Annotated in this window: 8 protein-coding genes; 3 read left to right on the top strand and 5 right to left on the bottom strand. The window is 46.3% G+C overall.

Annotated elements, in window-relative coordinates:
• Positions 1 to 40: 40 nt before the first annotated feature.
• The 4 genes from QUB20_RS04410 to QUB20_RS04425 form a co-directional block, all read right to left on the bottom strand.
• A complete protein-coding gene (locus QUB20_RS04410; RefSeq protein WP_333244002.1) occupies positions 41 to 679 on the bottom strand; it encodes a Uma2 family endonuclease in 639 nt (212 codons plus the stop codon).
• 273 nt (positions 680 to 952) lie between these two features.
• The gene (locus QUB20_RS04415) at positions 953 to 1,540 is read right to left on the bottom strand and encodes a Uma2 family endonuclease (protein ID WP_333055642.1); all 588 of its coding nucleotides are present in this window, start codon (positions 1,538 to 1,540) and stop codon (positions 953 to 955) included.
• Positions 1,541 to 1,579: 39 nt separating this feature from the next.
• Positions 1,580 to 2,746, bottom strand: coding sequence for a pentapeptide repeat-containing protein (locus tag QUB20_RS04420; RefSeq protein WP_333244005.1), 1,167 nt, complete (start codon positions 2,744 to 2,746; stop codon positions 1,580 to 1,582).
• A gap of 10 nt (positions 2,747 to 2,756) precedes the next feature.
• Positions 2,757 to 2,879, bottom strand: a complete 123-nt coding sequence (locus QUB20_RS04425) for a hypothetical protein (protein WP_333291189.1) — start codon at positions 2,877 to 2,879, stop codon at positions 2,757 to 2,759.
• A gap of 45 nt (positions 2,880 to 2,924) precedes the next feature.
• Between QUB20_RS04425 and QUB20_RS04430 the strand changes: the two genes are divergently transcribed.
• The gene (locus QUB20_RS04430) at positions 2,925 to 3,053 is read left to right on the top strand and encodes a hypothetical protein (RefSeq protein ID WP_333291191.1); all 129 of its coding nucleotides are present in this window, start codon (positions 2,925 to 2,927) and stop codon (positions 3,051 to 3,053) included.
• Positions 3,054 to 3,246: 193 nt separating this feature from the next.
• Here the strand turns inward: QUB20_RS04430 and gatB are convergent, their stop codons facing one another.
• Positions 3,247 to 4,749: an Asp-tRNA(Asn)/Glu-tRNA(Gln) amidotransferase subunit GatB gene (gene gatB / locus QUB20_RS04435; protein ID WP_333244008.1), complete on the bottom strand. Its 1,503-nt coding sequence runs from the start codon at positions 4,747 to 4,749 to the stop codon at positions 3,247 to 3,249.
• A 696-nt stretch (positions 4,750 to 5,445) separates the two neighbouring features.
• Between gatB and QUB20_RS04440 the strand changes: the two genes are divergently transcribed.
• Positions 5,446 to 8,721, top strand: a complete 3,276-nt coding sequence (locus QUB20_RS04440) for a PAS domain S-box protein (protein ID WP_333244011.1) — start codon at positions 5,446 to 5,448, stop codon at positions 8,719 to 8,721.
• Positions 8,722 to 9,081: 360 nt separating this feature from the next.
• Positions 9,082 to 12,294 (top strand): EAL domain-containing protein, encoded by a 3,213-nt coding sequence (locus QUB20_RS04445; RefSeq protein WP_333244013.1) that lies wholly within the window; start codon positions 9,082 to 9,084, stop codon positions 12,292 to 12,294.
• Positions 12,295 to 12,380: the final 86 nt, after the last annotated feature.

Genomic DNA, 12,380 nt, shown 5'->3' on the forward strand with positions numbered 1-12,380 from the left:
TTTGTTAAAATTGTAAATTTTCTTTAATTTTATCTTCAAGTCATTGGTTTTGCTGAATTTGGCTTTTTACCCAATTCCGAAATGCTTTTACTAATTCCAAATAATCCATTGTTTCTGCTTGTTCCAAAAATCTGACAATCTCTAATATCGGTAAGCTGGGAAATGCTAAACTGATATCGCCCTCAACGTATTCTCCATTTTCTAATCTGTTGATTCTGAGTCGCGAACCATTATAAATCCAAACTTCCGCCACTCCCAGATCCGCATAAACCTGCAAGGTATTTTCCGAACGGCTGGTAATATCAATTTCCACCACTAAATCCGGCGGCGGATCTTGAGTCAGATCGATTCTTTTTTTGCCTTTAACTGCACTAATATTCTGAATGTAAAAACATTCATCCGGTTCTACACCGCTAAGTTCAGGACGTTTAAATGTGGTAGATCCAAGAGGTTCAATTCTCACCTCTAATTCTTCCGCTAAGGTTTCAACAAATCGACCCAATACTTGTTTGAAGCGTTCGTGTTCTGGAGAAGGTACCATAATTTCCAGATTGCCACGATTATATGTCAGTCGAATTTGCCGATCGCCGATTTCGGCAAGCAAATTTTCGTAGGTTTGCCAACTGATACCCGATAGCTCGACAATTTGTTCCGGCGGGGAGAGAGTTTGAGCAGTCATCTGATTTTAGATTTTAGATTTTAGATTTTAGATTTCTCCCGCGAATAAATCGGGGGTCAGAAACCAAATTGTTTTGGATGATAGCGATTAAAAGGGCGGGTTTTTGAGATTGTCAATTATTGGCAGATATTTTTCGTGAACCCGCCCCTACCCTATTAGGGGTAATCGACCGGACATAATATCATTTCTTTGCACTTTTAGATTATATCATCGAAAAAAGCTCGATCGCTCTTTAATTACTGAGTTAAAATATGTGCTATCGAGCCAGAATATTTAGTCACCACTCTGCGCGGGAAATACCGCAGATAAATCGAGAGACAAATCTGGGAAACCTGGAATTACCACAACCTCATTCGGCAAAACCACTCGTTTGACTCGATAATCGAAACCACCTCTTTGTTTTTGATAAGGTTCGCTGTGCATTTCCAGTTGAATATCTACCAAATTAAATATCCAATAATCAGAAATTTCCGATTCAGCATAGAGAGATAACTTGGTTCTCCTGTCGTATTTCAAAGTAGAATCGGAAACCTCAATTACCAGCAAAATATCAGCAGGCTCCGGGTGAGAAGATAAATAATTATCAGAACGATTGCGAGCAATAACAACATCAGGCTCTGGTTCGCTATCAGCCGACAAAATAATCGGCTCTTGACCGCGCACGATCGCTCGTTCTTCCAGCAGTGGGTACAATTTTTTAAGCAATAGCGAATTACAAACAGAGTGAAACGTACCTTTTGCAGCCATTTTGATAATTTCTCCGCGAATCAATTCAACTCGCTCATCGGGGGCGAAAAATCCCAGTTCTCCCAAACGGTGATATTCGGCGATCGAGAATCGTTTTGCAGTTACGGCAGTCATAGCTTTTCTTACCCTTTACAATTACCAACATTTCCCATTCTACTCAAAAATCCCGCCCCGTGCCCTCAATTCAACCTTCAGGGCTTCCGAAATTCCCAGACAACCAGAAAAGTTCGCATTTTCAACCACCGTATTTTTCAAATCAGCGCGGCTCAAATCAGCACCGTTTAAATTCGCACCACTCAAATTAACACCACTTAAATCAGCATTCTTGAAATCAGTATTTGTCAAATTTGCATTTACTAAAATCGCATTTGGTAAATAAGCACTGCTCAAATTAGCGTTTGTTAAATTTGCACCGCTCAAATTCGCCCTGGGCAGCTTTGTCCGCAAATCAGCACCGCTCAAATTGGCGCTGCTGAGTTCAGCATCCCGCAAATTAGCATTGCACAAATTAGCATCAATTAAAATAGCAGCGCTCAGCAAAGCACCGCTGAGATCGGCCAAAGTCAAGTCTGCGCCTCGGAGGTTGGTTTCGCGCAAATCTGCACCGTTAAAATCAGCGTAGTGCAAGTCAAAACCGCTTAAATTAGCCCCAGCAAAATCCTCAATCGGATTCAAACCAACTGTTTCTGCAAGTTGTACAAAACTCTTATTTTTATCAGTTAAAAACAGTTCCCGGACGATCGCCAATTGCTCCTGTCGGTACTGGTTAGCCTTGTCATAATCTGCTAAATACTTGTAGCCGATCTTCAAATACTTGAGAGCATTGCGCTCAATGCGATCGTCCTTGCTGGTGCGCGCGATCGACAACTGCTGGTGATAGCATTCGATCGCACCAGGCAAATCTCCCTTAGCATCGTAAGCTAGCGCCAAATTGCCCAAAGTTTCCAATTCAGAGCGCCCGTCGCCAGTATCCCGCGCGATCGCCAAACGCTGCTGCTGGTAATCAATAGCACCAGAAAAATCCTCAAGAGCACAGCAAGCATTGCCCAAATTTCCCAAAGCATTTGCCTCGCCCCGGCGATCGCCAATTTCCCGCGCTAACATCAAATGTTGCTGGTAGCAGTCGATCGCCTGAGCATAATTCAAGAGCGCTTCGTAAGCTACACCCATATTACCCAGCGCCGCACCCGATCGGCGCTTATCGTCCATTGAGCGATACAGCCCCAGCGCTTCCTGCCAAGAATCCAGCGCCGCCTCAAATTGACGCGCCTGATATTGCGAAATCCCCTGCTTGATTAGCTCGCTAGCTTGTTCGCTCATACTGTCCAAATTAGTTAATAACTAAAGCTGATATTAACTGAGATATTGCACCATTCTCGCTTAACAGGCAAGATGCCTGTTCCACGAGAAAATTCACTCTTTGTGGAACAGGCATCTTGCGCTTAACAGGCAAGATGCCTGTTCCACGAGAAAATTCACTCTTTGTGGAACAGGCATCTTGCCTGTTCATAAAAAGCTGATTGAGAATGGTGCAAGATTTCAGTATGGCCCATCCCCCTCTCCCCCCATCCGTATTTTCACGTCCGTACAAAAAAAAGACAAAAAAAAGAGAGAGCTACCTAAGTAACTCTCTCTGCCATCAGGGTGCATCTACATAACACAATATAACACTATCGGGATGAGGGGTGTCACCCCCAAACGTGAAGATGTTGTAAAGAAATGTAGATTAATTATAAAGTTACGATCCCGCCAGAAGGGCGAGCTCAGGAAAAACCGATCGCCCGCCACTGTATCCGCTACACGACCCCCTTAACGAATGCTTAACCTGGGGCGTTAAGCTTCGCCGCCAGCAGCTCATTGGTCAGTTTGGGATCGGCCCGGCCGCCCGTTTCCTTCATCACCTTGCCGACAAAAAAGCCCAGCAGCTTAGTTTTACCGGCTCGGTACTGTTCGAGCTCCTTGGGATTGGCGGCTAACACCGCATCGATCGCTCGATCGATCGCCCCAGTATCCGAAATTTGAATCAAACCCTTGCTTTCAACAAACTTTTGAGGCGAACCACCATTTGCCAGCAACTCCGGCAAAATATCCTTAGCGATTTTGCCACTGATCGTACCGGCCTCAATTAGCCCCAGCAGTTCGGCTAAATCCTGCGGTTGGAAAGGAATTTCTGCGATCGCCAGTTTTTCATTTTTCAGATAAGCAGTAATATCGCCCATCACCCAATTGGCAGCTTGTTTAGCCACAGCACCGGCGGCGATCGATTTTTCAAAATACTCCGCCACCGCTTTGTCGTCAGTCAGCACCCGCGCGTCGTAGGGAGAAAGACCAAGCTCAGTTTCGTAGCGATGGCGCTTCATTGCCGGCAATTCTGGCAGTTGAGCTTGCCAATCCTGCAATTGCTCAGTCGAAACTTTGATCGGAGGCAAATCCGGTTCCGGGAAATACCGATAATCGCTCGCACCTTCCTTCACCCGCATACTGAAAGTACACTGCTTGTTTTCATCCCACAGCCTGGTTTCTTGGATGATGGTTTCGCCATTTTCCACAGCTTGAATTTGCCGCTCGATCTCATAATCGATCGCCCGTTCGATCGCATTAAAAGAGTTCATATTTTTAATTTCCACCTTCGTGCCGAACTCTTTTTGGCCAACGGGGCGCACCGAAATATTCACGTCGCACCGGAGTGAACCTTCTTGCATATTCCCGTCGCCAACACCGATGTAGCGCACGATCCGGCGCAATTCTTGACCGTATTCGGCAGCTTCCGCGCCCGATCGCAAATCTGGTTCCGAAACAATTTCGATTAGAGGCACACCGGCGCGGTTGTAATCCACCATTGAATAAGTTGAACCGCTGAGCCGATCGCTACCGCCGTGAACCAATTTTCCGGCATCTTCCTCCATGTGCAAGCGAGTGATCCCGATTTTTTTTCTAGTAGAATTTCCCGTCTCATCCACGAGTTCAATTTCTAGCCAACCGTTAGTAGCGATCGGCAAATCGAACTGAGAAATTTGATAATTTTTCGGTAAATCGGGATAGAAATATTGCTTGCGGTCAAACTTACTGTAAGGTGCGATTTCGCAGTTGAGAGCCAGCCCTGCTTTCACCGCATACTCCAGCACTTTTTGATTTAATACGGGCAAAACTCCCGGCATTCCCATACAAATTGGGTCAATGTTAGTATTTGGGGCATTGCCAAATTCTGTAGAAGAACTGGAGAAAATTTTAGTATTCGTACTTAATTGACAATGAGTTTCGAGGCCGATAATGGCTTCGTACTGAGTTTGGTTTTTTATCGAAGAGGGTGCAGCAGCAGTCATAAGCAATTTAAAAGACTGAATAACTTTAGATTTTATTTTAGCTTTTTATTGACCAAACTGATGGGAGAGTATTTGTAGGTAGGGGCGGTTTCATTGGTGTCAACAAGCGTGTCAAACCCTGATTTCGGCAGGTTTAAACCCCTGACGGACTTTGAGCAAGCGTGTTTAGTTGAGACAAATGGGGCTCTGCATACGCAACGCCCTGCTACAGATTGGCGATCGACCCAAGGCTGCAGCCACGTCGATCTCCTTTGGATCGCCCCCCAAACAACAACTCTGTGCAAAAATATACTTAGCGCCTGCTCCTGCCCGCACCATTCCCTTACCCAGGAGAGTTTTAGATCGATCGACTACAATTGCCGATCGATCTACACCCCAAATCCTTTTACTGGCAGTATTTAATACAATACGCTTGGGTTAAAACGCTTTATTCCCGGCGAGATCCCTTGCAGCATCCCCCTGGTTGTTGGGCGACGCAAGAGTAAGTTTTTGTCCCCCCAACAACCAGGGGGGCGCCAAGGCGATCGGGATTAACCCAAGCCTATTGGTCTTGAATAACGCCGCTCGTCTCCAACGATCGGCTCCACGCACCGACTAAAAATTTAAAATGTATAATTTAACAGGAAATTACATATTTTGAATTTTTAAGCTTTAATTTTGAATTCTCAAAGTAACACTTGCCTAAGTGTCAAAACTATGCGTGAAATTCCAGTTAAAAGTGCCAGACTGTTTCAGAACAGCATCACTGAGCTAGAGCAGGCGGAATTAGCCCTCGAACTCGCTTGGAACGAACTCGAAAAACAAACAGCAGAAACCATTGCTCACATTGCCAACACTGGCTCAGCAAACACACAGGAAATTAGCGATCGCTTCGCCAGGGCGAAGCAACTCCGGCAGCAACTTCAAACTCAAATAAAAAAAGCCAACTCGCGGCGGGAATTTCACCTAGAAAACTCACCAATGGCCGTTGTAGAGTGGGACAAAGAATTTCGGGTAGTGCAGTGGTCGCCAATGGCAGAAAAAATATTTGGCTGGAGTGCAGCAGAAGTAATCGGCAAATACTGGCACGAATGGTCAATAGTTCATCAAGAAGACTTCGAGGAAGTGTGTGCCGTCACAAATCAACTATTACACAGCAGAGAACCCCGCAACATTTGCCGCAACCGCAACTATACAAAAGATGGCTCAGTAATTTACTGTGAATGGTACAATTCCGCACTAATCGATGAATCGGGAAGAGTAGTTTCAATTCTCTCTTTTGCCAGAGACATAACCGATTTCCACCGCGCTCAAGAAGAACTGCATAGGCGCGAACAAGCTTTCAGCGCCATCGCCGAAAATGCGACCGATATTATCGCCCGGTTCGATCGCAAACTCTGCCTCCTTTACATCAACCCAGCAGTAGAATCAACAATTGGAAAACACGCCGAAAAATTGATTGGCAAAACCAACCAAGAATCAGGAATGCCTCCGCACCTGTGCAGCCTGTGGGATGAGGCTTTTATGAAAGTTTTTGGTAGCGGCAAACAAGAAACCATAGAATTTGACTTGCCCACTTCCGAAGGCATAAAATATTACCACTGTCGAGTCATTCCCGAGTTTGCTGAAGACAATTCAGTAGAAACAGTTTTATCCATCTCCCGCGACATCACAGAACTCAAACAAGTCGAAGATCAGTTGCGACAAAGCGAATCCAAATTTAAAGCCATAGTAGATTCTAATATTATCGGCTTAATTTTTTGGGATCTTGACGGCCACATTACAGATGCGAACGCGGCTTTTTTAAACACGGTAAATTATACACGGGACGAGCTGCTTGCCGGAAAAGTTAACTGGCAAGAAATGACACCACCTGAATACGTGGGTTTAGATACAGAAAAAGTTGCCGAACTGAAGGCTAGAAATACGGTTGTTCCCTTTGAAAAAGAATTTATATGCTCCGATGGTAGCCGCGTTCCGGTGCTGCTGGGCAGCACATTTTTAGAAGGAACGAAGCAATTAGGCGTCAGTTTTGTGCTGGACTTGAGCGAGCGCAAGCAGGCAGAATTGGAACTGCAAAAACATCAGCAACTTTTAGAGAGTATTGTTACAACTATACCTAATTTTCTCTACATTTACGATGCAGTAAAAAACCAAAATATTTATGCAAATGAATCTGTCACAGCTATGCTGGGATACACTCCCCAAGAATTGCAAGATTTGGGTACAGACGCTGTAGCCAACTTAGTTCATCCCGATGATCTGTTAAAGCTAATTACAGGTATGGAGCGACTAAAACACAGTAGGAATCCCTATGAAACCGATGACAGAGACTACAGAATCAAACACAAAAATGGGGAATGGCGCTGGGTGCACGCTCGCTCTAAAGTTTTCAAAAGAACGCCAGACGGACAAATGAGGCAAATTATCGGTTCCGTACTCGACATCAGCGATCGCAAACAAGCCGAAGAATCATTAAAACAGCAAAAAGAACTGCTGCAAACAATCTTCGACAACGTGCCGATTATGCTCGCATTATTAGACAAAAATGGTCAAATAAACTGGGTGAACCGCCACTGGGAACAAGTGCTAGGCTGGAGTTTGGCAGAAATCAAAAACCGTGATATCTTGGCAGAATTTTATCCGCAGCCAGAATACCGTCAATATGTTTTGGATGAAATAAAAGCAGCAAATGAGAAGTGGAGCGACTTCAAAACAAAAGTTAAAGACGGGCGAATTATCGACACTTCTTGGGCAAATGTTCGTCTTTCAGACGGCAGTTGTATCGGCATTGGTCAAGATATCACCGAACGCAAACGAGTAGAATTTGAGCTCAAAGAACTCAACGAAACTTTAGAAGCTCAAGTCGCGCAACGTACTGCAGAATTAGAGATTTTTTTTGATGCTTTGCCCGATCACATTTTTGTGGTAGATAGCGATAATATGCGACTGTCTTTTGTCAACCAATCTGTTGCCAAAACTGCTGGATTAAATAGCAGAAAAGAGATGCAGGGCAAAACTATTTTTGAATGTTTCTCCCCAGAAATAGCCGCAAAATTTTCTAGGGAAAATTCGCAGGTATTTGAAACAGGGGAAACTCTGCACTTGCAGGATAAATTTGTAATTGCTGGCGAGACCAGTTACTACGATACTTTTAAAATTCCCCTCAGAAATCTCGACGGCGAGGTTTATGCTTTAATTGGCACTTCTCGCGATATCACTGAGTTGGTAGAGACAAAACAAGCTTTGTCAGAACGCACAGAGCAATTAGAAGCTGCCAATCAGGAATTAGAATCTTTTTCTTACTCAGTTTCCCACGACTTGCGCGCACCTTTGCGACACATTTCAGGTTTTGTAGAAGCGTTGAAACAGCGGCTAGAATTAACTGAGGCTTTGAGCGATCGCAAAATAGTTCACTATATGGAAGTAATTGAAGACAGCAGCCAAAAAATGAGCCTGTTGATTGACGGTTTGCTCGCCCTGTCGCGGGTGACTCGCACCGAGTTGAGGCAAATTCCGATCGATCTGAGCCGTTTGGTACAAAATGCGATTAAATTGACTAAACCACCAACAGTCGCAGATCCGGCCCAAACTCCCCACAGTGTTGAATTTGCCGTCGGAGATTTGCCGACAGTAATGGGAGATTCAACCTTGCTGCAACAGGTGTTCAGCAACTTGATTAGCAACGCCGTCAAGTTCAGCCGCGGACGCACTCCGGCTACAATAGTTATTGAGGGTTTACCGGATGGGACGATTTTTGTCAAGGATAACGGGGTGGGTTTTCCGATGGAATATGCCGATCGCCTGTTTGGAGCCTTTCAGAGGCTGCACTCCCAGAGAGAATTTGAAGGTACGGGCATCGGTTTGGCGATCGTCCAGCGGATTATTCACCGCCACGGCGGTACGGTTTGGGCCGAAAGCCTACCTAGTCAAGGAGCCACCTTTTACTTTAAACTAGGGCAAACAATCTCAAACGGTAATATAGATTCATAAGTTAAGTCTATAAGAGTTTTAAATGAAAAATTTAAAACTCTTATAGACTTAAATAAGTCACAATCGGTGAGAGCATCCGAATTTTGGTGTGACAGGAGTGTTCACTGTTAGGGATGGAAGCGAAAGATATAGGCGGGGCTGTGCAAGATGCTCGTACTCCTAAAAAATGCTCTTTTAAAAATTGGGGTGCTCCCCAATCGGTTCGTCAGCCCTCGACTGCAGGTGCTAAATAAAGGTCTTGCGAGTAGAGTATATAATTAATTTTGCTAAAAATATCGAGATAAAATTAATAACAAAACTAAGTCTAAAAAATTACTAGCAAAAACACAAATAACCAATTGAAAACATCCCCAATACCTTATGTTAGATATAAATGAAACCAACTATCTACTAAAAATGGTAGCGGAATCAACATTAAACTTGTTGATTATCGAAGACATGGCAGAAGATATGGAATTAATAGTGCTCGCCTTAGAATCGGGAGGGGTAAATTTTAAGTGCGACACGGCAGAAACAGCAACAGAGTGCAGAAAACTGCTCGAAAATTGCCAGTACGATGCTGTACTCTCAGATTATCGCCTCCCCGGCTTCAACGGTTTAGAAGTGTTGAAATTAATGCAGGAATTAGGGCAAGACATACCCTTGATTTTAGTAACGGGAAGTTTGGGAGAAGAAGCGGCAGTTGAGTGCATCAAAGCGGGAATGACAGATTACGTCTTAAAAGGGCGGCTGTTTAGGTTGCCAACAGTCTTAGAACGATCGCTCCAAGAATACAAAATGCGACGCCAGCAACAAGAAGCGATCGCCCAAATTCAGCGGCAAGCGACTCGTGAAGCGATAGTCAACCGCATCGTTCAAGCCATGCGCTTCACCCTTGTACTCGACGAAGTGCTGCAAACCACCGCAGATCAACTGCACGAAGCTCTCGAAATCAGCGGCTGCGCGATATTGCAGCCAGATGCTGAGGGCAAGATCGGGATTCGCTACATGAGCTTAAAGGCAGCCGACAGAGAACGGGCGATCGGTCTAAATTGCGACTTTGCCCAACACTATCGCTTCTCCCTCGCCCGCGGAGAAACGATCGCCCTCGCCGAGTTATCCACTCTGAACCCGGAACTGCAAGCATCAGCGCAATTTTTAGGGTTTCACTCGATCGCGATCGCACCGCTGCTATACCAGCAATCATTTTTGGGAGGAATTTGCCTCTACCAGTGCGATCGGGCCCGCTCTTGGACTACAGAAGAACTATCGCTAGTCAAAGCCATATCCGATCAGTGCGCGATCGCGATCCACCAAGCCGAACTCTACCAACAAGCCCAAACCGAACTCGCAGAACGCAAGCGCGCCGAAGCAGCAGTCTGTGGCATCCAGCAGCAGCTAGCCACAATGGCAGCCAACATTCCCGGCTCAGTCTACCGCACTGTGCTGCATCCAGATGGCACAATCTCCCTGCCCTACATCAGTCCGGGCGTGCGCGAAGTTACTGGGTTCGGGGCCGAAGAAGTGATTTCGCACCCAGAACTCTTGACCGAAATCATCCATCCAGAGGACAAAAGCTCGTCTGACAGCCGCGTAGCAGCATCGAGAGCGAGTCTTTTGCCGTGCGATCGCCAGTACCGCATCGTTCTGAGATCCGGGGAGGTCAAGTGGGTGCAAGACAGCGCTAAATTTTCCAAAAACGAAAACGGCGACGTAATTATAGACGGAGTAGCCCTCGACATCAGCGATCGCAAACAAGCAGAATCAGCCCTGCGCCAAAGCGAACAGCGATTTCGCTCGCTGATTGAAAACGCCACAGACATCACGATCATTCTCGACGCCGAAGGAATCTTCCGCTACATCAGCCCTTCGGTTAAGCGAATTTTAGGGTACGCGCCCCACCAGGCGATCGGCCGCAGCGCCTTAGAAATAGTTCACCCCGACGACAGCGCTACGATCACCGAAACCCTCCACAAAGCCATTGAAAACCCCAAAAGAAGCCAGTGCCCAGTTGAGTACCGAGTCCGCCACCGCAACGGTTCCTGGTGTTATGTAGAAGCTGTAGCCACCAACTTGCTCTACGATCCCGCAGTCGAGGGAATCGTGATTAACTGTCACGACATCACTCAGCGCAAACTCGCCGAAGAACAACTGCTGCACGATGCTTTTCACGACGCCCTCACCGGATTGCCCAACAGATCGCTATTTACCGATCGGCTCGAACACGCTCTGAGGCTGGCAAAACGGCGCAAAGACTACTCGTTTGCCGTGCTGTTTCTCGATTTAGATAGATTTAAAGTAGTCAACGATTCCCTCGGCCACGCCATCGGCGATCAATTGCTAGTATCGATCGCGCGGCGTCTGGAAGCTTGTCTGAGGCCCGGAGATACAGTAGCCCGCATCGGAGGAGACGAGTTTGTGCTGTTGCTAGAAGACATCGAGGGCATCAATGAAGCTAGCAGCATTGTCAACCGACTGCAAAAGAAAATCACCTCCCCTCTCCTTCTAGACGGACACGAAGTATTTATCACCGCCAGCATCGGCATAGCTTTGAGCTCTGGCGAATACCTGGAACCGACAACCCTGCTGCGCGACGCCGACACAGCAATGTACCGCGCCAAAGAACTTGGCAGAGCCCGACACGAAGTTTTCAACAGTTCCATGCACGCCCACGCTTTGCGACTGTTGCAGCTCGAAAACGACCTGCGGCGGGCGATCGAATCAATTAGAGAACCCGCCACAGAAGAAGACTTTCCCCCATCCCCCGAATCAGCCTTACCTCCCTTATCCGCAGCGCCCCAGTTTATTATTCACTACCAGCCGATCGTGTCGATCGCCACTAACACAATTACCAGTTTTGAGGCCCTAGTGCGCTGGCAGCATCCAGAACGAGGCTTAGTTTCCCCCGGCGAATTTATCACCATCGCCGAAGAAACCGGCTTGATCGTACCCCTGGGCCGCTGGGTACTTCGCACAGCTTGCCACCAAATCCGCCAGTGGCAGCAGCTATTTCCCAGCCACCCCCCGTTGAGCGTTAGCGTCAACATTTCTGTCAAACAGTTTTCTCAGCCAGATTTAATCGAATACATCGATCGAGTCCTCGCAGAAACTCACCTCGACGGCAGCAGTTTAAAACTAGAAATTACCGAAAGCGTACTTATAGAAAATTCCGAATCAGTAACAGCAATGCTGGTGCAGCTCAGAACCCGAAACATAGACTTGTGCATTGACGACTTCGGCACCGGCTATTCCTCGCTCTCCTACCTGCACCGCTTCCCCACCAATACCTTAAAAATAGACCGCTCTTTTGTTAGCAGGATGGGAGGTGAGTTCGATTTCAGTAAAGGAGGGATTGACCCGACAGAAATTGTGCGGTCGATCGTTACTTTGTCCCACAATTTAGGCATGGATGTAGTAGCCGAAGGAGTCGAAGAAGCATCGCAACTATCTATACTAAAAGGGTTAAAATGTGAGTACGCCCAGGGATTCTTTTTCTCAAAGGCAGTAGACTCTCAAACAGCAGCAGCCTTAATCCGACAGCAAGCAGAAAATCAGAATTTGCTGACATTTAGTTTGTTAGAGAAAGGTCATTAAAAAAACACGGCATTTTGTGAGTCCCGTTTCAGCATAAAATCTTAAAATATTTTAAAGCTGTCCCTAACAGGCGTCAGTTAATAACT

This window comes from Microcoleus sp. B4-C2, from assembly GCF_036705265.1.
GTDB lineage: Bacteria > Cyanobacteriota > Cyanobacteriia > Cyanobacteriales > Microcoleaceae > Microcoleus.

Bases quoted from the DNA above. Each gene is read 5' to 3' on its own strand.
- QUB20_RS04410 (WP_333244002.1), bottom strand. From the start codon at position 679: ATGACTGCTCAAACTCTCTCCCCGCCGGAACAAATTGTCGAGCTATCG.
- QUB20_RS04415 (WP_333055642.1), bottom strand. From the start codon at position 1,540: ATGACTGCCGTAACTGCAAAACGATTCTCGATCGCCGAATATCACCGT.
- QUB20_RS04420 (WP_333244005.1), bottom strand. From the start codon at position 2,746: ATGAGCGAACAAGCTAGCGAGCTAATCAAGCAGGGGATTTCGCAATAT.
- gatB (WP_333244008.1), bottom strand. From the start codon at position 4,749: ATGACTGCTGCTGCACCCTCTTCGATAAAAAACCAAACTCAGTACGAA.
- QUB20_RS04440 (WP_333244011.1), top strand. From the start codon at position 5,446: ATGCGTGAAATTCCAGTTAAAAGTGCCAGACTGTTTCAGAACAGCATC.
- QUB20_RS04445 (WP_333244013.1), top strand. From the start codon at position 9,082: ATGTTAGATATAAATGAAACCAACTATCTACTAAAAATGGTAGCGGAA.